The organism is Lentzea aerocolonigenes (assembly GCF_000974445.1).
GTDB classification, from domain to species: Bacteria; Actinomycetota; Actinomycetes; order Mycobacteriales; family Pseudonocardiaceae; genus Lentzea; species Lentzea aerocolonigenes.
In genome coordinates this window covers 214,907-236,981 of sequence record NZ_BBOJ01000009.1, presented here as the reverse complement: position 1 = coordinate 236,981, position 22,075 = coordinate 214,907, and the positions used below count along the sequence as shown (strand labels likewise).

The following is a 22,075-nucleotide window of genomic DNA, read 5'->3' as shown; positions in this document are numbered from 1 at the left end:
ACTTCGCGTCCTGCTGTACAGCAGCGAAGTACAGCAACCAGCCTGGTGGCCGCTGACCTACAGAGAGCACCATAGGCCCTCTGACCTCGACAAAGACTGAAGTTGACCTCTCTGCCGAGAGTTCACACCGAAGAGGTCACTGGTTCGATCCCAGTATCGCCCACAGTGTGTTTTACCTAGTCAGACGGCCTGTCGATGATTTCATCGACAGGCCGTCTGAGTTGCGTAGGGCGGAACTGCCCTGCCAACCTCAGGTCTGCGGACAGCGAATCCGCAGGTCAGCGACTTTTCGCCCATCCAGCCCGTGATCTATTCGCCCACTACCGAAGAGGTCACCAGGTTCGTTCTCGGCATCATCATCACAACCGAAGCCTCTGACCTGCGCAGATCGAAGATCTCTCGGTGTCGAGCGCTCTCTGCTCTCGGAGCCTCGGTAGTAAAAGTGGTAGCAAACCTGCCTCGCCGCACGTCACATCAGTCCGTCGACAAGGGCAGCTAGAGCAGACCAATCACTGTCTTGGGGGCTCGTGTTCGAGGTCCTGACGTTGCGCGTGCCGAGACTGTATCCACGCAGGTTAAGCCGCATGACGATACTCGTGGATAACTCCGCCGAGACGGTCCCGTCGATGATCGAGAGTTACACCGCTTGTTTTAAAGTCCCACGGCGTTCGACGATCCACGCATCAAGTGGTTTGGCGAACGTCGATGAGGTGTACGTGCTGTTCATCCCGTACATGAAGGTGGTGAGCCAGTTGTTCCTCATAGGTTGTAACCACCACCTGCCGGAGCGGGCCAGCTCCCCTTGCCGCACGGGAGAGCAGGTTCGCAACGCGTCGGCGAACCTCCGGATCGAGGTGTTCGAGCGGCTCGTCGAACCAGCAGAAACTCGCTCCGGTCGCCGTCTGAGCCGTGAGCAGCCGGATGATGATCGCTGCTCCTATGCTTTCGGCTGTGCTGAACGCGGTGAAAGGCAGGTCGTGCCCGCTGATGGCTCGGGTAACTTCGCCGTACGCCGTGGTGCGCAGGTCGCCGCGAGCTGGAAACAGGGTTTTCCAACGCTGGTTCACCTCGCTGGCCAGCGGGCGCACGACCTCCCTCAGAAGGTCGTCACGAGTTGACGTAGTCGTCTGGAGTGCGACGGTCAGAGTCACCCCTGCGGGAAGAGCGTCTCGAGCGTCCGCAATGGCCGTGTCGCCTCGCGTGCTTGAGCTAGTTCAATGTCCACTTGGGACTGTTTGCTCCTCGCCTGAACCAAGGCTTCAAGCGCCGCGACGCCTTCTCGCCGGGCTCGGCCGAACTTGTCTTCTCACCATCGCCGTCTGCGTGCGGAGGTCGGCTTCCGGGGCTTTGCAACCGCCTCCACCGCGCCTGGATCTCCCTGACTCTTTCGCGTTGGGCAAGCAGCGCCACTTCGGCCTCCTGCTGCTGCCTGATGATCTCCTTGGACTGTTCGACGTCTCGGGTATTCATCTGATGTGCTGACGCGACAGTCGATTCGTCGAGTGGCCGCCTAGTGACACTGCCCCGTGTGAGCCGAAACCGGATCGCTGCGGGCGCGCATTGCCGGATGCTCTCGATCGACCACACCGACACGCGCACACCTGCGGCGCGTGTATGTTCCTGATCTTCCCGTGCCTGTGACCGGCTCGTCCGGACTCGTTGGTGAAGAAGAGGTCACCGGTGAACAGCACGCGCTGTTCCGGCAACCAGGCAACCGCGTCGCCCACGGTGTTTGCGCGTAACCGGGGCGCCGCACCACCACGGGAGTCTGGCCGGAGTGCAGGGTGATCTCGTCGGTGAAGGGCCATGGAGCTCGGTGGTCTGTGCTCGCAGCAGCCATCCTGCACACTTCGGCGTCTGTTCTTCGGCCGTCAGCGGTGACTGGCCTTCGCTGTACGGCCAGATGTCCAGCACGAACCCGGCTGTCCGGCATCGCGATCGACTCCGCAATCGGCGGGTTCACTCCCCGCGTGGTGTCTGCCATCGGCTCCGGCAGCGACGACTGGCTCGGTGCCGCGACCTTCGCGGCCACAGCCAGAGCGGCGGCACACAGGCGGGCGTGACGATCGCCGGCGAGGTGCTCGACCTTCCAGGCTGCAGTGGACCACGCCCGCATGGAGCCGCCCGCGTGGTTCTCGCCAACGACCACCGCGCCCGGCCAGATCGCCACATACAGATCTGCGAGGTTCCGGAAATTGGTCGCCCAGATGCTCTCGATGCACAGTACCTGCCCCAAACACCTCGAGCTGCTCAGAAGTTCCCACTGCGACTTCTGGTGTTTCTCGCCGTTTCGCCGGTGAGTGCTACGGGGCAGCACGAGAGGGGAGAACCTACCCTCCAATCTGCGAATTGGTCCAGACAATCAAATCTCGAATTCCACCCCGGCGAGCAACGCCTCGATGTCGCGCGATCTCATGACCTCGGCCAACAGGGCGTCACTCAATCGAGTGACACCCTGAGCCACCTCCGAACCGACTGCGACGAAACGTGCGGCGCGTCGGTTTTCTTTCCGACCGAGTGACCCTCTAGGGTGCTCCCCACCAGGTCGCGGCGAGGCGGATCGCAGCAAGGTGGCCGGAGGATCCCTTTCGATCGACTATTCGAGATGGACAGTCATTGGCGCATCTTCAAAGCTATTCCGTACGAGGATTCCGCTCGCTCGCCGACGTCGCGGAGATCCCCATCAGCAAGCCCACGATCCTGGCCGGACCGAACGACGGCGGTAAGTCCGCCGCCCTCGGCGCGCTGGGGTTCCTGCTCGGCACGCACAAGCTGACCGACGACGACAGGACGTACCTCGCGGGTCAGGCGGGCGAAAGACAGTCACACGTGGAGGTCACCGGCACGTTCTCGCTCGACGTGCTGGAGCAGGAGGCCTTCGCGCTGCCGGCCTCGGTCCGCGTTCGCCGGATCGCCGAGGCCGGGGCTGATCCGCGCTACCAGATCTGGGCGGCGATGCCCGACGACGAGGACCTGCGCGATCTCGACAGCAAGCGCGTGCCCGAACTGCGGACGCTCGCCGTGTCGTACGGCATGGGCCTGGCGAAGGCGAACAAGCCCGAGCTGCTCACCGCGTTGCGCGAGCACGCCGCCAAGCACTCGAGCAGTCAAGGCTGGACCGAGGTCCCACGAGGGCTGCTCGACCGGATGCCGCGACTGGCCGCGTTCGACGGCACCGCACTACAGCCTGAAGCGGCGATCCGGTCCGTGCTCAGCGTACGGTTCAAGTCCTATCTGGACGAATCCGCCGTTCGCGGTCAGATCGAGGAGCTCGCGACCGACGCCACGAACTGGCTGGCGATCGAGGCGAAGCCGCTGGCCGACCACATCGCCGAGCGGTGCCCGGACATCGCGACGGTCACCGTCGAGCCGACCGTGACCGTGGCCCCGGTGCTGGGACCGACATCGTTGCGGCTGGAGCGGGCGAGCGGTGAGGCGGTCCGGCTCGACCGGTCTGGTCAGGGCAGCGCGCGCCGCATCTCCATGGCCGTGTGGGAAGCCACCAGTGAGCTTCTCGACAGCCCGGCAGCCGATTGCGCAGAGGCCGTCATGCCGCCCGTCCAGTCGATTGTGGTCTACGACGAGCCCGACACTCACCTCGACTACCACTTCCAGCGCGAGGTCATGAGGCTGATCCGCGAGCAGGCGAACCTGCCGCACGTTAGTGTCGTCGTGGCGACCCACTCGATGAACCTGATCGACGGCGTCGACATCCGGGACGTCGTGCTTCTGCGCCTCGACGAGCATCGACGGACCTTGGTCGAACGTCTCGGCACCGCGGCACACGCCGACTTCGACCGGCACCTCGGCGCCGTGGCTGCGGCGGTCGGCCTGCGCAACTCCGTGCTGCTGCACGAACGCTGCTTCCTCGCCGTCGAGGGCGAGACCGAGCAGCAGGCGATCCCGGTGCTGTTCGCGCTCTCCGAAGGGCTGTCGCTGCAGGCCGCTGGGATAGCGCTGTGGGCATGTGGCGGCAACGACGGCGCTCTGCACCTGGCGAGCTACCTGGTCAAGCACGACCGCACGGTGGTCCTGATGATCGACGCCGACAGCGAGACCCAGAGCAGGATCTTCAGTCCCGCCAACCTCTCCACAAAGTTCGGAACCCGCCAGGAAGAAGTCGTTTCCTGGTTGGGCAAGTCCACGAACAAGAAGGAGCTGGAGGAGCTCTTCGACGACGACATCTGGGCACGCACGGCCAACGTGGCCTGGCCGCGGCCGGGAGGCGACTGGACCGCAGCCGACTTCACCGCTCAGCGCGGTGAGGGCAAGTTCAGCGACAAGGTCGCTCGCATGTTGCGCGAGCAGTCCGAGAACTTCCCTCGTGGCAAGCCGGCGATGGTCCTGGAAGTCACGATGCGGCTCGAAGAGCCTGACCAGGTTCCCCGCGAGCTTCGTGACACCTTCGCCAGGCTCAGGAAGCTAGCAAGTCAGTAGCTCCGCGGCCGCAGTCCGGACGCCTGGCGCGGCGGGCGAGCATGCGGTGTTTGCGCTGCTCGCTCGTCGGCGGTTCCCAGCCGTGCCACTTCACTCCTGGGACCCACCGCTGGTCGTGACCGTGCCTGTCCGCCCCGCACCACCGGCAGCCGTTGGGGTTCGGCAGTCGCCCGTCAGGTCTCTGATCTGTCATGTCGTCCCCTCCGCTCCCTGTAGTTGTACCGCAGCACACCGACAATTTTCGCCCTCACTGAATCCGCAGGTCAGAAGCCCTGAAAGCGGGAGAACCATGCAGCACAGGCACGTCATCTCGTCCAACATCCGGTGGGTCTGCTGCACGAGTAGGTGACAGTTGTAGTCACGCAGCCTGACTGGCTGGCGTGGTCATGATTGCTTCGTATTCGATGGGGGTCAACCTGCCGAGGGCAGCTTGGCGTCTGCGGCGGTGGTAGGTGCGTTCGATCCAGGTGACGATCGCGATCCGCAGTTCCTCGCGAGTGTTCCAGGTACGCCGGTCGAGAACATTGTTCTGCAGCAACGCGAAGAAGCTCTCCATGGCGGCGTTGTCGCCCGCAGCGCCGACCCGGCCCATCGACCCGGTCAGGCCATGACGAGCGAGTGCACGGACGAATTTCCTGGATCGAAATTGCGAGCCGCGGTCGGTGTGCACCACGCAGCCGGCGACGTCACCGCGGCGGGCGAGGGCGTTGGTGAGCGCGGTGACGGCGAGACGGGACTTCATCCGGGAGTCGATGGAGTAGCCCACGATCCGGTTGGAGGAGACGTCCTTGACCGCGCACAGATACAGCTTTCCTTCTGTGGTGCGGTGTTCGGTGATGTCGGCCAGCCACAACAGATTCGGCGCTGTGGCGGTGAAGTCGCGGCGGACCAGGTCGTCGTGCACCGGCGGGCCGGTCTTCTTGCCGTTGCGGCCGCGTTTCTTGCCGAACGCGCTCCACCAGCCCATGGACGAGCAGATCCGCCACGCGGTCCGATCCGCCATCGACACGCCGGCGTCGCGGGCTTCGTCGGCCAGGAACCGGTAGCCGAACTCCGGATCGTCGCGGTGCGCGTCGAACAACGCGTTCGCCCGCTGAGCCCGCTCGAACTCAGTAGCGGTGCCCGGGCGGGCACGCCACCGGTAGTACGGCTGTCGAGCGATGTTCAAGACCCGGCACGTCACCGCGACGGGAATCCCGTCCGCGGCCAGCTCGTTCACGAGCGGGTAGAGCCTTTTCCCGGCAGGTTCGCCTGCGACAAGTACGCGGTCGCCCGGCGCAGGACCTCGTTCTCCTGCTCCAGCAACTTGATCCGCTTACGCGCCTCACGCAGCTCCGCCGACTCGGCCCGGCTCGTACCGGGCTTGGCGCCGTCCTCGATCTCGGCCTGGCGCAGCCACTTGAACAACGTCATCGGGTGCACCCCGAAGTCCTTGGCGATCTGCTCGACCGTCACGCCGGGCTCGCGGTCACGAGCGACCCGCACGACATCGTCGCGGAACTCCTGGGGGTAGGGCTTGGGCACAGCGACATCCTCCCAGCTCACCATCACGGCAAGCCAACTCAGATGTCACCAATCCGTGCAGCAGACCCGGTCCATCGGATACGACAGCGCTTCAGCCACTCTGGAGGTGGTGTTCAAGAGCGGCCACACCTACCAGTACACCGGTGTCCCGGCAGAGGTGCACGACAAGTTCATGGCGGCGCCAAGCCACGGCAAGTACTTCCACGCCCACGTCAAAGACCGCTACCCGACCAGCCAGGTCGCCTGAAGCGCAGGCGGGGAGGAACGCGACAGCCGCTGAACCAACCAGCGCTGGCCAGAGGAGGACACAGCAGCAGGTCGGCACTCAGGTCATCTAGTAGCTGTCAGAGCAGTTCATGTACCCATCGCCGGATCTCCTCCGTCACCGCGAGCGGGCGCAGCGCCAGCTTGAGCTCCTGCGTGCGCTGCCCGCGTGCGGCCAGGTACAACGCGAACAGGCCGCCTCCACCGACCGCGAGCGACGCCGCGACTTTCACCATGTCCAGCAGCGCCGTCGCCTTCTTGTCCGCCGCGGCGAACACCAAGCCGTCCACCGACTGCCGCAGAACGGCCAGCACGCCGCCGCTGATCGCCAGGACCACGACGGCGACCGCCGGCACCGTCCAGCGCGCGAGTGGAGTCGCTTCATTGCTCATGTCGATCACTGTTCCGGTGTTATATGGGGTGGGCCGAGGACGATGAAGTAGCACAACGGTCGACGGGAGGTCGTGGCGATGGCGTCACCAGTCGAGCACGGATCGCAGTCGCTGCCATCAGGCTGGGTGTACGAGCGGGTCGGCACGGTTCTGATGCGCACGAAACCCATCACACCGCTGCCGTTCGACGAGCTGGTCGAACAGAACGTCCACGCCTGTCTGGAGCTGGGCGACGAACGCACGCTCGCCGATCTCGACACGCACCTCCGCGCGGAGCTGGAGCTGCGAGTCAGCGAGTACGGGAAGCAGGCCACGCTCATCCCCCGGTGATCGCCTCCGCGACCGGCTTCATCACCTCGACGATGACCCGGCGCAGCAGCGCGCCGTTCTTCTCGCTGATCCGCGACGTTTTCCCGTCTCGCATCGACGCCAGGGAGATCACGGCGATCGGCAGGTCGCCGTCGACCGAGTCGACCCTCGTCGGCACGCAGAGGTAGGTCTTCCACCTGTCGCTGTCAGACGGGTAAATGCCCGGCTGGCCCGAGCAGAACGCCTGGACCGACGTGTACGCCGAGTTCGCGACGATGTCGGCGCATCTCATCACCTCGGTGTGCTGCCACAGGTTCGTGGTGGACGCCCAGAGCCGCAGACCCGAAGGCTTCCTGGGGTCCCACCTCACCCAGATCTCCAGCTTCACCGTTTCCGCCTGGGGGATGCTGAGCATCTGGCGGATGCGTGCCATGGCCTCGCACAGCTTCTGGTGGTCTGTCAACTGCCGTTCGAGCTCGGTGCCGCCGCGCTCCTCGCTCCACGCTTTCCACCACGAGTGCAGCCGGGTGCGGTACCTCGCGACCGCGGACGCGGGCAGTCCCACGGCGTCGGGGTCCCGACGGTCCAGGCTGATCCTCGCCTCGGCCAGGAACTGGGCGGTCTGGTAGAAGAAGTCCGGGAAAACCGCACGCACGCCGAAAGAAGCCATCCGGTCAGTGACGCTTTCCTTGACGTCACCGATGAACGCGTCCGAGTCCGGCGGGAACTGCAGGCTCTGCAACGGTGTCACCGCCACTCGCAGCCGCTGCTCGTTATCGCCGGGAACGGTCTTGGCGAGCGCGCTCAGCAGCGGTGCGTCGGTCAGGCTCGACCCGACGATGATCACCGAGTGCCGGCGGAAGAGGTACTCCAGCACCGCGCTCGTGCGCGCTTGCGATGCCATGTAGTCCTTCTCGCTCAGGACCACGTCGGTGGCTTCCCCGGTCCTGTTGGGCACGTAGCCGTGTAGATGCAGGATCTGGCCGGGCTCGACGTGGTCCACGATCTCGAAGTCCGGATGTGCATCCTGAGGTTCGACCACCGAGGTCCGCAGCTCGATCGGAGGCAGGCCGCGTCGCGCACGGTCCTCGGCGAGGACGCGCACTTCCTGCTCGATGAAGTCGTCGTAGTTGGTGGTGACGACGCAGTACTCCCGCCCGTGGTCAGCCAACGCCGCCGCGAGCCTCACCGCGGCCGTCGCGAGTGAGCCCTGCCGCCAGGCGCGGCCTTCGTAGAGGCAGCCACGGATGTCGTTGCCGAGCTCGGTCCGCCACCCGTCCGACCTGTTGAGGTACAGCTGGCTCACGATCGAGCCGGCCTGCAGCGGGGTATTCGTCGCCATGATCGCCCGGCAGACCTCGTCGCTGTCCTTGTGCTTTCTGAGCAGCTTCTCAACGAGAGCCGGCCACGACTGCCCGGTCCGGTCAATCGTGACGCCGGCACCGGCGTAGATCACGAGCGATCGCTGGTTCGCGATGTGCTCGATCAAGGTGTAGGTGTCCGAGTCGCTGAAGAACGGATCAGCACTTCGCGCGAAGGACATGCTCTCACCTCACCACAGGGTTTCCGGCATCACCGCGGCCAGCCGGTCGAGTTCCTCATCGGTCAACGGACTCAGGTGCGCCAAAGAGTTGCGGACGTCCCGCGCGCAGAACAAGAGGTCGGCATCCGGGCGGGACAACTGAACCCGCCTGCTGCTGACCGCCCAGGCCATCGCGCCCAGCTCCAGCGTCCCCTGCCTGGAACGAGTCCGCCGCCAGTCGTGAGTGTCCTGCCCCCGCTCCAGCAGTTCGATGACTGACGCCGACGCGTTGTCCCGCAACACCTTTTCCAGACGCGCACGGCATCCGTCCACCAGAGGTGTGAGCGCACGACTCTGCCCGCGCCAGATCAACGAGTCGAGGTTGCCGTGCTCAGCGGACGATAACTTGGCCGCGGGACTGATCCGGATGCGCCTGTCCCACCGGTCCACAACTCCTTTGCGCCAAGCACTTCGCAGCGCTTGCGGGGGACGTGCGCCCCCTGCCCGGCCATCGATCTCGGCAGGGACGACGTCGTCGACGGCGTCGTACGGCAGCGCTTCGATCTGCTCGGCGAGCGTGGATGCCTGGCCGTTCCAGGATCCGGCGAGGTGTTCGGCGAGCAGCAGGTCAGGCCCGGCGACCTCGATCAGCACCTCGGTCGCGACCAGCTGTCGGAGGATGGCTGTCTTGCCTTTCGTCGTCTTCCACGGGGATTGCCGACGTACGGCCGCGGCGACGGTGGCGGTGTCCAGGCGGCCGTACACGTCCCACCACCAGTGCACCTTCGTGGTCACCGGGTCGGATCGCTCCAGCACGGACGCCGGCAGGTCGCCCTCCCTGACCGCGACCAGCAGACGCGGCCTGGAGGTGGGGGCGAGCCCGTGTTCCTTGAGCAGAGCGGTGAACCGGCTGACGCACGCGCCGAGATCCGCGGTGTCCCAGCCATCCCACCCGCACAGCACGACGACCTTGCCGGACAGCTGCTCGTCCAGGGCGAGGCACGCCAGCGGGTCGCCGGTCAGCGGGATATCGAACAACGCGCCCAACTTGTCCACGACCGTCTCTTCTGGACGGTCCGCCACGATCGGCGCAGGATCTTGGGGCTCGTCGAAATCCAGGATTCCCAAAGTGTTCCGGACCCATGCCGGCATCGTCACGGCCGCAGGGGCCTGCCACCGGTGCGCCGCGGGCACCACCATCCGGCTCCGTTGCGGCGCCTCGACCCGGACGCTGTCGGGCCGCGCACCGGCGATGTCGACGAGATCGTCGGCCGTTCCCCGCTCGACCAGTTCATCCGGAAGCACCCACACGCAACTGAACCCGTCATCCAGGTCACGCGACAGGACGTCGAGATGGCCGCGCGGACCAGGCAGCGAAGGCAGTTCCCACAACTGCCTGCTCACGGCGTGCCGCGCAGCGTCGTCAGGCAGCGGTGGACCACTCGGTCGAGGGAGACGCCGTTGGCGCCCTCGTCGAGCACTCCCAGTTCCGCCAGCTCTTCCAGCAGCGCTGTCGCGTGGGCGAGATCGATCTCCAACGCTTCCGCGACGTCCGCCGGCGAGGCTAGGTCGCCGGGGTCGAAGTAGTCGACCCAGACGCCGATCCGGTCTCGCAGACCCGCGCTGACGTCCGCCTGGTCGAGGAACTTCGCGGCCCACTCGCGATCGCCTGTGCCGCGCCTCGCGATGTCGAGCGCCTGTGCCTGGGTCCGTCCGCGCCGGACCACGGTGCTGATCAGGTCCTCCACGAGCTCCGGCCAGCCGCCGGTGGCCTCGATCAACCTGGTGCGTGCTTCGACCACATCGAACGGGCACTCCGGCCAGCTGCGCAGACTGCCGACCGTCCACCGGGCCAGCCGGACGGGTTCGGCGCCGAGCTTCTCCGCCTCGTCGCGCTCCAGCACCAGCACTGCGGCTACGGACGACTCGGTCAGCAGCTGCTCCGCGCGACGAATCTCCGTGGGTGACTTGCCGCGCAGGTCCGCGACGACGACCGTCGGCCGCTTGCGGCGCGAAGCAGCCTGCAGAGCCCTGGTGACGTCGGTGCCCATCTTGCAGATGTCCACGTTCAGACTGCGCACCTTGGCGTAGTCGCTGACAGCCTGGGCGACTCGGTCGATGCCGAGAGCCACAGATCCGACGACGAGGGACAACCCCGCGGTCGAACCGGTCAGGGCGGACAGCTGCCCGTCGGTGAGCGGGCTCCTGCGGTCCACGTCGTTGCCGTCGATCTGGAGCAGGCGGCGAGCGTCGCGTGGGTTGTACTCGTAGGGCAGGTCGAAGTCGGTCTCCCCAAGCTCGCGTTCCAGGTCCGACTTCGTACCGAGCATGTTGACCACGTTCGGGCTGCGCACCGCGAACCTGTCCTGCCCCGACAGCCGGATGAGCAACCCAAGCCCCACCATCTCGGTGAGGTGGATCCTGGTCTGGGTGACCGTCATGTCGTCGAAGCCCTCGGGCCAGTAGACCTGGGCCTTCTCCAGGAGTTCGCCGGCGCTGTAGTCGGCGCCGAAGGAGTCCTCGAGACTGTCCAGAGCGATGATCAGCATCAGGACCCTGTAGCGGTCCTCGAGGTTGATCGTGATGCGCAGCCGCTCGGCGATGCGGGCCCGTACCCGGTCGCTCGCCGCGACCGCCTCGACGTCGCTCTCCCGGATCCGCATCGGTAGGTCCTGGATCTGCGAGACCCGGTTGTGCAGGGTGCGCACTAGTTCCTCGCAGAAGATCTGGATCAGGCTTGCCTGGTAGTTCGTCGCCGCGAGCAGTCGCCAGACCAGCTCGGGCTGTTCGAACGTGTAACCGAGTGCCGCCAGCGGCTCGGCGACGAGCTTGCGTGCGTCGGCCGCGTCCAGTGGTCCGACGAGGATGTCGGGACCACCGTGGGCGAGCGGCACGTTCGACAGGTGACCGAACCGCTGCACCTGGTGCAGGCCGGCGAACACGACCTTGAACCGCCGCTCGGTGGACTCCATGAGCTCCTTGAGCCGCAACACGTTCGGGAACGTCGAGACGCCACCCGCCGTCGGCACGCCACGTGAGTCGGCGGTGAGGAACGCGTCGGCTTCGTCCGCCAGCAGGAGCAAGCGCTTGCCGGGCTTGTTGTTGAGCCAGGTGCGGATCTGCGTGACCACGTCGTCGGCCGAGACGTCGGCGGCCACCTTGGACTGCAGCACTCCGCGTTCCTTGAGCTCGACGACGAGCTCGCGCCAGATGCGGCTGGCGGGTTCGGCCTCGCCGATTCCGCGTCCCTTGAGGTCCAGGTAGACGGCGTGCTGGTCGTCGGCCGAGTTGAACGTGGCCTCCACCCTGCGCAGCAACGCCGACTTGCCAAGCTGTCGTCCGCCGTAGATGAACAACCCGCCGTGCGGGTCGATCACCTGTGCCATCTCCTTGGCACGTCCCACGAACACCTCAGGAGGAACGAGACCCGCGACGAACGGGGTGTACGGGTTGAGCGCCGTCCAGGGCAACGTGACGCGCTGGGTGGCCCGCCACGAGCCCGGTGCCTTCGCGGCGACCCAGCTGAACACCGCGGGATCGACCACCAGCGCCTGTGCAGAGGTACCGACGGCGTGTGCCGCGAGCTGGCGGCGCGCGCCCAGGTCCATCGGGTGCAGGTACAGGACGACGTTGGCCCGACCGGACTCTTCCGGACCGAGGACGTCGAGCACGGTCCGTCCCCGGCGTTCGTCCGTCACCACGATCACGTTGTACTCGGAAGCGGCGGACCCGAGCACCGACACGTACGAACCGTCGCTCGGCACCGCCTGCACGCGGAACTTGCGGAAGCCGAGGCGTTGCCGCTGGTTGTACTCCCGCGGCCGAGTCGAAGAGTTCAGGCCCAGCGCGCGCAGGATGTCCTTCACCACCACCGGCAGCTGGTCACCGCCGTGCTGGCGGTTGTCGGTGAGCGAGTCCCACGCCTTCACTCCCACGGCGCCGAGCTCTGCCAGCTCACCATCCTTCACGATCAGCTTGGCCCAATGGGTGGCGCCGGTCTGCGGAGCCATCAGGTTGCGAGCGACACCGTCGGCCAGCACGCCGATGAACGCCTTGAGGTCCTGGCCGGTCAGCTCGGCGTACTCAGGCAGCGGTTTGCCCTCCCGGACGAACGCCAGGAACTCCGCCGCGGTCACGGTGTCGTCGTCCTCCAACAGGCCGGCGACTCGCCGACGATCCTGGTCCGTGAGCGTCAACGCGGCGAGTTCCGCGCGGAGCTCCTCGCCCCAGGAACGCTGCTTGGCTTCGAGGCCGCTGACGAGAGCGCTCACGTGGCGTGCGGCCTCGTCGAACCGTCCGTCTGGCACCTTGTCGAGCGTCATCAGACGGCCGCTGACCGTCGACTCCTCGATCTGGTCCAGGAGGTTCTGCGTGCGCACTCGGGCGAACAGCTCACGCGCCTTCATCAGGTTCGCGCGGTGCTTCCGGACGAGCACCTCCCGTGCTGAGGCGACCTTCTCCGCGGCCGACGCGGCCAGCTGGGTTTCCGCCCAGAAGCCCGTGTCGGCCAGCTCGATCATCTTCAGCGCGCTGCGGAGATTCCCGATCTCACAGTAGGAGCGCAGCGCCGCGTCCAGGTCCAGCGGCTCGCTCAACCGCGCGAGCACCGCCGACGTGCGCAGATCATCCTGGTCCGGCCGGCCCTGTGCGTCACGAGGCAGGTCCGGCAGCGGCAGCAGCACGTCGACGCTCGGCTCGGCGATACCGGGCGCCTCGCTGGACAACGGTGAGTCCCCTGGGCCGAAACCGGTCCACACAGGACTGGTTGTCGTCTCCAGCCACCTGTGCAGCAATGAGACCGCGGCGCCGACCATCCCGGGAGGAACCTCGGCGGAGCCCGCCTCGTCGGCCGCGCGGCGCAGCTTCTGACCGAGCGCGGCGTCGTCGGACTCGGCGGCGGTCAACCTGCGGTGCACCGCGTCCGCCTCCTGCACGATCGCCCCGACCTCCTCGACGGAGCGGCGCAAAGTGCGCAACGCCGTCGCCACGATGGGCACCCGTGACTGCTTGGGCGTTCTCATCGCCGCGTCGGCGGCCTTGATCATTCCGTCGATAGCTCCCGGTGCCGCGAACTCGGCGGCCACCTCGGACAGCGCCTGGCCGTTCGAGGCGTTGTCCGACCACGCCCGAACCGCCTCGAGCGCGTTCGACAACGGCTGGCCCTTCACCATGAGCCGCTGCAGCACCCGGGTGGCGCGTTGGTAGTTGTTCTTGCGCCGAGGCAGTTCCTCGAGGAGCACCGCGGCCTGCCTGCCGAGCTCGGCACGCGCCTCGTGCACGTCCTCCTCCGGTGGAACGAGCCCGACCTCGAAGTCGACGCGGAACTCGCGCCGCACCGCCGCAATGCACGCGTCCACCAACGTCTGCCAGGGCGCCGGCAACGTCAGCTCCGGACCGAGCTGGGCGAGCAGCGGGTGACCCCACCCCGCGACCAACCCTGCTCTGAGCACGGCGGTGGTCACCACGACCGCGGCCTCCGTGTCGGCGCTCAGCTCCTGGGCGTCCAGGTCCAGCGCGGCGAGCACGGCGGTGGCCTCGGCGTTGCTCGTGACCGCGTAGGCGGCCGCAGCGAAGCGCAACGCGGCGACCCGGCGGTCGAACTCTCCCGACATCGCCGTCACCCAGTAGGCCTCGCCAAGCCTGCCCGCACGCGTCAGGTCGACCGCGAGCGGCGGGTCGCCCTCGTCCCAGCCGTGCAGGAACTCGTCCTGTGACGGGACCCCCAAGTGCTCGAGCAGGCTCGGACGGCTCCCGAGGGTCACGTCCGCAGACGGAAAGGGCTCCGAGATCTCCTTGTCCTGCAACGGTTCCCGCAACTCGGGCTGTGGAGCCAGCTCTCGCTCGGGCTGGAGCTCCGGCTCGGCGGGGAGCTCGACGGAGGCCTCGGGCTGTAGCCCCAGCTCCGCTTCCACCCCGGGCTGAGACGCTGGTTCGAGGTCTATCTCGATGTCGAGGTCGCCCGAGGACGTGAGCTCCGCGTACTCCTTCCGCAGCGCCGCCACGCTGTCCATCACCCCGCTCTTGGCCTCTCCGCGAAGCGTGCCGAGAATGGTCTCCAGTCCGCGGATCTGGTCGGTGATCTCGTCGGCGCGGGCGGCAACCGATTCTTCCTCGCGCTGCCGTTCGGCCTCCTTCTCCCGCAACTCCTTCAACCGCGACTCGGCGTCGGCGAACACCGCATGTTCCGGCAGTTCCAGGTCACGCACGAGTTGATCGCGCCGCGTGCCGTACTCGTCCACGAGTGCGGTCAGCACGGCCACGCCGCCACGTTCGACGTCGTCGGCCAGCCTGCGCAGGGACGCCGACATCTCCGCAGCGAAGGCCCGGAACTCGGTGAACCGCAGATCGAGCTCGACGAGCCCGTCACTGGGCTCTACGCGGTCGGTCACGTCACGATCTCCACTCTGAACGAGGTCTGACAAGGATTTCCTGGGCGCACTACGGAGGGCGTCCTCGAGTTCGGTGCGATACCGCGTGGCGGTCGGCGTGGCGTTCGCGTCGCCCAGCAGGAGGCCGTACAGCACCACCGTCCCGACAGGACGCCCGAGAGCGACGAGCATCTCGGCGAGCTGTTCTTTCGACGGGTCGGCGACCAGGGCCTCGTTGAACGACAGTTGGTGCACGAGGAGGTCGGCGGCCGGCGACAGCACTTCCTCCGCGACCCGGACGAGCTGATGCACCTTCGCTTTCGCCAGTCGTGCACGCACCGCCATCAGCTCGCGCCGCACGGGCGCCCGCAGTCCCGCGGCGCCGCGGGGGAGCTTAGCGGCGGCACGCAGCGGACCGCTCAGCATCAGGACCACACCGAGATCCGCGTCGTCGAGCGCCCTGAGCCACCTGCGGAAGTCGTTGAACATATCGACGGCGGCTGTCACGGTCAGTAGTTGTACATCGCGCCGCACTCAACCTGTTAGGTGAACACTCAACATTACCCGGGTGGAGCAACCGCAGTTACGCAAATACGCCCAAACAGTCTAACGAAGAGCGCCGTTCGGGCGTATCGAATTCGAGTCTTCCTCCAGTTCCGGGGAATGCGCGCCGATGACGGGTTACATGCGCAATGAATGCTGTACAGCTCAGGAGAATTCGCTCACCCAAGCCATCAAACCCGCTCTGAACTGCATCATCACCGCCTCGCCGGCCAGCGCCAGCGCACCGTGAACGCCGACACGGAAAGATTGACCAGTTTTTGTCCTTGTATTGTCATCTCTACTGCAGCACCACAAACCGCAATCCCATAGCACAGGTCCGCCAGACCTTGATCGTCACCCTCGGGCAAACTAACGGAAAGTGACGCCTTAGTCGATGGGCGTGACGACCTTGAGCAGTTCCTCTCCACCGGCGGAACGTCTCGGCGGGGCGATCTTGCGTTCGGAGGAGCGCACGGCACCGCGGCCACTGAATCCCGCACGGGGAACACGGCGAACTCGTCGGGCAGAGGGGCCGTACCGCACACCACGTCCGTGGCGGGCAGCCGTCGAAGACGAACTTGTCGCCGACCTCCTGGACGCAGGTGGGACGGGCCCGCCAGGTACTGGCCGTGCTGGCCCTCATCGTCGACCGAGACCATCCTGGTGCTGCCCGAGGTGCGGTGGTGTGCCCGTTGCGCGCCTTTGTAGTTGGTGATCACGTCCAGTTCGCTCTGCACCATCAGGATTCGGGGCGTGGGCTTGAGATCGACGACCCGGTCCTGAGAGGAAACGGCCAGAGCGCGCACGGGTACACGCCGATCGCGTGGCCGACGAGCGGATACTCCGCCGTTGTCCACTCCGCTTCCTTGCGGTAGTGGTCGACGTCCTTGCTCCAGCGGGTGTCTTAGCACAGCATGGAAAAGTAGCCCGCGTAGTCGAGGTTGACCACGTCGCCGGCCACCGGAGACGCAGCCAGCGGCGAGAGAGCGGACCGTCTGGACGTCGTCGCGGCGGACTTGGGTGTCACCTCGTAGAGGTTTCTTGAGCTGGTCCAGGGAGTGGTACGGCCACAGCTTCTCGCCGAGCCGCGCGTAGGCCCGCTCCACGTGGGCGAGCCCGAAGTCCCCGAACGCCGACGGGTTCTTGCGGTACTCGTCGTGCACCAGGAGGTCCAGTGCGGCCTCGACCAACCCGTTGTTGCTGTAGAGGTCCTGGAACATCCAGTAGTCCAGGCTGTCGCAGCGCACCTTGCTGGTGCCCGCCTCACCATGCCGGGGAGGTCAGCACGGATGCTCCTCGTCACCCGCCCCGATCCCCAGTGCGGCAAGGCCGACGTGCAACGCGCCGGTGCACGAGCTCATCGCCACGGTGTGCCGCACCTTGAGGTACTCGGCGCACCCGATGGCGACATGCCGATATGCGCAAAACGGCATGAGAAACGGCGCGCGCCCACATCAGCCGTCCAGGTGATGGACAAGGCCTAAGGACAACCGCGATCCCGGTACGACCGGGCAACGCCATCCCGGGCCGGTCCGCAAAGGATCATATCTGCCTTCAGTCGAACCAGCCCTCAGCGACCGCGAAGTCTGCCAAGTCAGGTTGAGCGACCGTCGCCGAGTGCTGCGCTTCGGCTCCCATCAACCATTCCACGGGGACGTCCGCAGGTCTCGTAAGCAGGTCGTGCATGACATCGTTGGGCAGTCCGCTTGAGACGGCGTCAGGGTACCTATTAGGGCCTCCTAAGCGAAGTAAGTCACCGACAGCGAGAGACGGAGACAAGGTCATGCGCATGTGCGCGGCTCGCACAGCCGGCCACGAACATGCCTCAAGGTTGATCATGGCGCTGAGCAGATCGTCGGAAAGTTCATCCAGCGGATCGGGACTCCCCGGTAAAACGGTGTGGTGCAGTACCAGCAAAGCGGTGTCGGCTGAGTATCCGTCGAGCTGGCTCAGGACGCTGGTGTGCAGGCGCCGTCCGAGCCCGGACGCGCCCATCCGGCTTGAGGCGAGCCGAACCGCGCGCAGGCCAGAGGCAGGCAGCGTGCTGACTACCTCGTCGACGTGCTCCAAGCATTCGACCACCACGGTGGTGTCTGCGACGGCGAGCAGGCTCAGCAACCATGTCGCGCGCGACAGGTGGTCGGGATAACTCTCGAACGCGCAGGTCCACCACGCGGGATCGAGCCGCTGCAGCCGGACCTCCCGAAGAAGCAGGCCGTAGTCGGTTCTTTCACCAAAAGGATGCGAGCCCTCTGTGAGGTCATCGGCGGCCTTCAGGCGATCTGGCGGGAGCGCGGCTCCGATGATCGCGATCTCGGCGCCGAGCAGCGACGGACCATGGATCGCCGCCAGCTCGCGAGCTGTGTTGCTCCATGAGGACGTAGTCGTCCGCTTTCCGTGCCGAGTCTTCATCGCCTCGTGCACACGCTCGTACCGGGGATCCCAGGCAACCAAGCGCTTGACGGCGTGCCGTTGATGACCCGCGATCGGGATGAATGCTGGATGATCGGTAGCGAGGGTCACGACTGACAGTTCGTCCGCAGCTTTTCGGTAGAAGTGGTGTGGAGCCCACAGCCACACCACATTGGCCGCCTCGCAGCTGTAAACCGCAGGCAAAGCATCGCTGCAATGCCCATCGAGTACAGCCCGCAGAAGTTGGCTTGCCTGCGCGGAGTCGTTGGGAGCGGACAATCCTGCTTCCATGGCCGCTTGAACGGCGCCGGGCGAATCAAGAGTCAACCTCGATGCGATCGCATCTGGCAGATGGGTGGCGCTCCGCGCCGGCCTGCCGAGCTTCAACCACACGATTTCCTCGCTGGTTCCTGCCGCCGCGCTGAGCCGGGACTGCCACCACGTGTCCCACAACTCCGCAGCCGCAGGTTCATCCCGCGGCAGCAGGCAGGCAACGAGCTTGGCACGTATGAGGTTGATCGGCTGCCGAGGCTCGGCAGCGATGGCCTCCCGCAGCGCACCAACGAAAGCAGATCCGCCTCGGTCCGCGGCCATGAACGGCAGATCTTGTCGCCGCTGCAGCGCGTCGTCGATCATCCGGACGCTCAGGTCGTCGCTGATCAACCGGACGACGCGCTCCTGAGTCCTCGGTCGTGCGGCGAACACGCCGTCGGCGAGCAAGGTCCAGATGACCACGCGAGTGTGCGCGATGAGTGTCTTGAGAGACTTGGTGTCGAAGGGAGGCGAGGACTTTTCGACCTCCTCCTCCAGAACCTCTGCGAGAGCGGCGAGTTCGTTGACGGCGGCGAAGCCCGCGTAGAACCGGCAGGTGTTGAACCAGTAGGGGCGCCGGACCAAGGCGCGGAAGACCTCGGAGGCGTCGAACTGGCGCTGCTCCGCTCCGGCGACGTAGTAGAGGTAGTTGGCGGCGAAATACTCCTGCACCGGCTGGACGTCGAACCGGAAGGTCCCCTGTTCCTTGCTTGTGAGGGCCCAGACCCGATCGGTGACGGCCGTGAACAGCTCGTCGACGAGGTGGGTGTCCTTGGCGGCGTCGTACAGGTAGCTCAGGATGGTTCGCTTGATCTCCCTCACCGGCAGCTGCCCGCCAGCTCCCGTCGACTCGGCTTGCGACTGGAACCACCAGCCGAGGTAGGCCGTCACCTCCTCCAGGTCGTTGCGGTGCTTCTGGACTTCCGGGGTCTTGTCGGCCTCGCGGTCGAGGAACGTCTCCATGTAGGATCGGTACAGCTCGGTCCTGGCGTGCGGAATCGAGTCGCCGCGTTTCTGGATGAGGTAGAGCAGGATCGTCAGCTGCATCGGGTTTCCTGCCAGCTGGGCGATGTGCGGTTCGGCCGACCGCGTCTCGAAGATGCGCTCGAGAGCCGCCCTGTCGCCCGTTTGCAGTCCGCGCGAGTCAGCCCACTTCGACAGGTAGGACCGGCGCAGCTCGGGGCCGAGAGGTTTCAGGGTGATCGTCTCGAACTGGTTTCCCACCGGCTCGGCCAGTCCCGACGAGTTCGGCCGGGTGGTCACGACGACCTGCGGAGCCCATCGGTTCGCGGCCAGGCGCGCGGTGAACTCGACGATGCGGACCACGACGTCCTCGCGCAGCTTTGCCGACGCAACCTCATCGAGCCCGTCCAGTACGACCAGGAGGGGGAAACGTGCCATGAGGTCGTGGACCTCAGCTACCCCAACGGGCAGGTCACCACCCTTCGCCTGGAGCAGACGCACCAGGAACGACTCCAGCGAACGAGCGGTTCGCCTGGGTTTCTTCGGGCTGGTGTCGGCGAAGTCGAACGGATCGTGCCCGAGTAGCCAGGAGGCGTAGTCGCGCAGGTCGATGCGCAACGGCAGACGTGGTCGCTCGACCACGAACTCGCCCACCACCACACCGTTGGTTTCCGCCACGGCCTTGGCGCGAAAGGCCGTTCGGTGCAACTGGCACAGGAACTGGGCGAAAGTGGACTTCCCCTGTCCTGGCGCACCGTGGACCAGAGTCAGCGGCCTGTCGGTCGTGAGCAGGTACTGGGCCGCGCCTCCTACCCCCTCAAGATCGGGCCGTTGCGAACCCATGCGCTCCGTACCCTGCGGATGGACCACGCGATCCGCCTCGACGTCCACGTACAGGTCATCGAGTGCGTACGAGTCCATGTCCGCCTGCTTGAACTTGACCTTCGAGTCCTCCTCCCACTGGGTCGCCACGACGTTCGTCACCACGTCGCACAACAGTTCCTCGCGCTCGTGCAACCGAGGGGAGTCGGACATGTAGCGGATCAGGTCCCAGCCGGCAAGCATCTCCGCGAACGACCACAGCAGCTCCTGCGGAGCGGAGACCAAGCGGGCATCGAGGTCGGCGCGCCACCAGCAGCGCATCGGGATGCCAAATTCGGCCGAGTACCGCGACAGCAGTTGATCGACCTTGTCCATCGTGCCGCGCCCGGGAACGCTCGTTCCGGCGACTGAGGTGATGAGGTAGTACTCGGTTGCGCCTTCCTGCACCAGGCGCCGGATGTTGGCGGCTTCGCCGTCCAGTGCGGTCTTCAGCCAGGCCACCGGATGCCGGACCGGGTTCGCCGACCACTTGACCTGGTACACGACTCGGCCGCCGGGCACGTCGCGCACGATGTCGCGGCCGCCGTCAGACTGCCCCATCGGCATGCAGGTGACGTTGGGGAACTCGCGGGCCAGCAAGGCCCCGCAGAGCTGTTGGAAGGGTTTCTCGCCCAGCCGCTCGTAGAGGTAGCGGCCTTGGACCACCTCAGGTTTCGCCGCGTCCGTCTGGGTTTTGCTGCAATCTGCGGGTGGTCTCGGCATCCCGAGACGGTATCGCGCATCACCGGCATCGTTCGGCGACACCACGGCTCGGCTACGACTGCCCCTTTTCGTCACAGGGCCGCGAGAGTGCGGATCGGCTGCTCGCCGAGGACTCGGTCCTGGACCTCTGGCCAGGCCAGGATCACGCCGCCGCGTGCGCAGGCACTTTCCCACTGGTCTGCGGAGGGCCGCTGTTCGACGTACAGCACCGACTGCACTTCATCTCCTTGGCGCGCATGGAGTGCGGCATATTCCATGATCTGGCCCAAGCCGTAGCGCAACTGGTCGGTTTCACTTGCAGTAGGCAGGCTCTTGACTTCGCAGAGGACGAACGTGTCGCCCAGCCAGAACGCGACGTCGAACTGGGCGCCGTCGGTGCCGGTGACAGAGCCCGCAAGCCGTGTGCTTCGACGAAGGACGCCAGTTGGTTCTGCAGGCGGGTGTGCGTTCGGTTGGCCCACTCCATCTTCTCCTTCGAGATCGTCTGGGTGATGACGGTCCCGGCTGGCGGTTGGGTGTCGGTCGGCGGCTCGTACACGCGGACGATGCTGCGCGGGTGGAGCGCGGGGTCGTCGCCGACCTCGCCGAGGGGCAGCAGGCGGTAGCAGTCGCCTGGGGCTTTGGTCTTGGGCGGGTTTGGTTCGATGGAGGTCTGCTGGTCGATCACGAACTGCCCGATGTAGCGCGGCACCGAGCCGTCCGGCGACGTGACGGCCAGGACCCTGTGCGTGCCGAAAACTGCATCCATGCAGGTCAAGCAGCATGGCCATACTCGTGGATGACTCCGCCGACACGGTCCCGTCGAAGGTGCTGCGGCGGTGAGTGATCGGTAGGTGCGGTGTTCGTTTAGTGCCGCTCGTACTCGCGCGGCGCGTGCCGTAGGCGGGTCTGGTTCCAGATCAGCGTGCGGTTCGGCGGTTCGGCGGTTCGGCGGTTCGGCGGTTCGGCGGTTCGGCGCGGAGGGTCTTGATGGTCGGTCATGCGCGACAGCCATAGCGCAGTGAAGGCGTGAGAGACGGCGAGATAGGCGAAGCGGGCCAGCACACCACGATCGTGTCGGATGAAGACTGGCAACACCTCGACGCCTACTGAACTGCGCGGACGTACGTCTCGGCATGTACAGGATTGACAACGCCCATCAAGAGGCGCTATCTGCAACCCTTAACTCCACGAGAAGCCCCACCAAGGGACATCGCAACAAAGCTTTCTTACGCCGACGAGCGCTGTCCACCACGAGCAAGCCGGGTGCTATCTTATCCACTACACGACATCGCGCAGCTGTCAGACACAAGCGTCCTAGTCAAGGATGCACCGAACGTTACGGACTTTCTGCAAGACTGCAACCAGCCCGCGCCCTTCGCCTAGTCGCGACTCCAGGCTCCTCACGGTCGGTCCGACTTGAAAAAAGCCGGACCGACCAACGATAACGCCACCACGCCTACGCC

The 22,075-nt window shown here is 66.1% G+C and carries 16 protein-coding genes; 4 read left to right on the top strand and 12 right to left on the bottom strand.

What is annotated here, in order from left to right:
• The first annotated feature begins 584 nt into the window (after window positions 1-584).
• On the top strand, window positions 585-1,118 hold the full coding sequence (locus AOM45_RS52925) for a hypothetical protein (RefSeq protein WP_236703749.1): 534 nt from the start codon (window positions 585-587) through the stop codon (window positions 1,116-1,118).
• A gap of 348 nt (window positions 1,119-1,466) precedes the next feature.
• On the opposite strand, the gene AOM45_RS53820 is transcribed toward AOM45_RS52925, so the two are convergent.
• Window positions 1,467-1,808, bottom strand: coding sequence for an MBL fold metallo-hydrolase (locus AOM45_RS53820; RefSeq protein WP_369406701.1), 342 nt, complete (start codon window positions 1,806-1,808; stop codon window positions 1,467-1,469).
• Window positions 1,809-2,616: 808 nt separating this feature from the next.
• Between AOM45_RS53820 and AOM45_RS19210 the strand changes: the two genes are divergently transcribed.
• Window positions 2,617-4,437, top strand: a complete 1,821-nt coding sequence (locus tag AOM45_RS19210) for an ATP-dependent nuclease (protein ID WP_030466303.1) — start codon at window positions 2,617-2,619, stop codon at window positions 4,435-4,437.
• Between the two features lie 358 nt (window positions 4,438-4,795).
• Here AOM45_RS19210 and AOM45_RS19205 read toward each other — a convergent pair.
• Window positions 4,796-5,961, bottom strand: a protein-coding gene (locus tag AOM45_RS19205; protein WP_156249732.1) for an IS3 family transposase whose coding sequence is annotated in 2 segments (ribosomal slippage) — window positions 4,796-5,674 and window positions 5,677-5,961 — 1,164 coding nt in all. Because the reading frame shifts where the segments join, the coding sequence is not laid out codon by codon here.
• A gap of 55 nt (window positions 5,962-6,016) precedes the next feature.
• On the opposite strand from AOM45_RS19205, the gene AOM45_RS19195 reads away from it, so the two are divergent.
• A complete protein-coding gene (locus tag AOM45_RS19195; protein WP_030466305.1) occupies window positions 6,017-6,208 on the top strand; it encodes a KTSC domain-containing protein in 192 nt (63 codons plus the stop codon).
• Window positions 6,209-6,305: 97 nt separating this feature from the next.
• Here the strand turns inward: AOM45_RS19195 and AOM45_RS19190 are convergent, their stop codons facing one another.
• Window positions 6,306-6,617 carry a hypothetical protein gene (locus tag AOM45_RS19190; protein ID WP_156093669.1) on the bottom strand — a complete coding sequence of 104 codons (312 nt, stop codon included), beginning with the start codon at window positions 6,615-6,617 and terminating at the stop codon, window positions 6,306-6,308.
• 78 nt (window positions 6,618-6,695) lie between these two features.
• On the opposite strand from AOM45_RS19190, the gene AOM45_RS19185 reads away from it, so the two are divergent.
• Window positions 6,696-6,947, top strand: coding sequence for a hypothetical protein (locus tag AOM45_RS19185; protein WP_030466307.1), 252 nt, complete (start codon window positions 6,696-6,698; stop codon window positions 6,945-6,947).
• Here AOM45_RS19185 and AOM45_RS19180 read toward each other — a convergent pair.
• The 9 genes from AOM45_RS19180 to AOM45_RS51805 form a co-directional block, all read right to left on the bottom strand.
• Entirely contained in the window at window positions 6,934-8,469 is a 1,536-nt protein-coding gene (locus tag AOM45_RS19180) for an SIR2 family protein (RefSeq protein WP_030466308.1), read from the bottom strand. The two genes, AOM45_RS19185 and AOM45_RS19180, sit on opposite strands and share 14 nt — an antisense overlap.
• Window positions 8,470-8,478: 9 nt before the next feature.
• A complete protein-coding gene (locus AOM45_RS19175) occupies window positions 8,479-9,852 on the bottom strand; it encodes a hypothetical protein (protein WP_030466309.1) in 1,374 nt (457 codons plus the stop codon).
• Complete coding sequence (locus AOM45_RS19170; RefSeq protein ID WP_156093670.1) at window positions 9,849-15,323, bottom strand: hypothetical protein; 5,475 nt, start codon at window positions 15,321-15,323, stop codon at window positions 9,849-9,851. Before AOM45_RS19170 ends, AOM45_RS19175 begins: the two co-directional genes overlap by 4 nt.
• A gap of 251 nt (window positions 15,324-15,574) precedes the next feature.
• Window positions 15,575-16,165 carry an alpha/beta hydrolase gene (locus AOM45_RS53815; protein WP_369406702.1) on the bottom strand — a complete coding sequence of 197 codons (591 nt, stop codon included), beginning with the start codon at window positions 16,163-16,165 and terminating at the stop codon, window positions 15,575-15,577.
• A 98-nt stretch (window positions 16,166-16,263) separates the two neighbouring features.
• Complete coding sequence (locus tag AOM45_RS53510; RefSeq protein WP_269083651.1) at window positions 16,264-16,386, bottom strand: hypothetical protein; 123 nt, start codon at window positions 16,384-16,386, stop codon at window positions 16,264-16,266.
• 253 nt (window positions 16,387-16,639) lie between these two features.
• On the bottom strand, window positions 16,640-16,792 hold the full coding sequence (locus tag AOM45_RS53810; protein WP_156093672.1) for a DegT/DnrJ/EryC1/StrS family aminotransferase: 153 nt from the start codon (window positions 16,790-16,792) through the stop codon (window positions 16,640-16,642).
• A 121-nt stretch (window positions 16,793-16,913) separates the two neighbouring features.
• Window positions 16,914-20,630, bottom strand: coding sequence for an NACHT domain-containing protein (locus tag AOM45_RS19165; protein ID WP_156093673.1), 3,717 nt, complete (start codon window positions 20,628-20,630; stop codon window positions 16,914-16,916).
• A 71-nt stretch (window positions 20,631-20,701) separates the two neighbouring features.
• Entirely contained in the window at window positions 20,702-21,091 is a 390-nt protein-coding gene (locus tag AOM45_RS50940) for a hypothetical protein (RefSeq protein WP_156093674.1), read from the bottom strand.
• A gap of 385 nt (window positions 21,092-21,476) precedes the next feature.
• Entirely contained in the window at window positions 21,477-21,674 is a 198-nt protein-coding gene (locus AOM45_RS51805) for a hypothetical protein (protein WP_030466313.1), read from the bottom strand.
• Window positions 21,675-22,075 lie beyond the last annotated feature (401 nt).

Coding starts and splice junctions, on each gene's coding strand:
- AOM45_RS52925 (WP_236703749.1), top strand. CDS start 585: ATGACGATACTCGTGGATAACTCCGCCGAGACGGTCCCGTCGATGATC.
- AOM45_RS53820 (WP_369406701.1), bottom strand. CDS start 1,808: ATGGCCCTTCACCGACGAGATCACCCTGCACTCCGGCCAGACTCCCGT.
- AOM45_RS19190 (WP_156093669.1), bottom strand. CDS start 6,617: ATGAGCAATGAAGCGACTCCACTCGCGCGCTGGACGGTGCCGGCGGTC.
- AOM45_RS19185 (WP_030466307.1), top strand. CDS start 6,696: ATGGCGTCACCAGTCGAGCACGGATCGCAGTCGCTGCCATCAGGCTGG.
- AOM45_RS19180 (WP_030466308.1), bottom strand. CDS start 8,469: ATGTCCTTCGCGCGAAGTGCTGATCCGTTCTTCAGCGACTCGGACACC.
- AOM45_RS53810 (WP_156093672.1), bottom strand. CDS start 16,792: ATGCCGTTTTGCGCATATCGGCATGTCGCCATCGGGTGCGCCGAGTAC.
- AOM45_RS19165 (WP_156093673.1), bottom strand. CDS start 20,630: ATGCCGAGACCACCCGCAGATTGCAGCAAAACCCAGACGGACGCGGCG.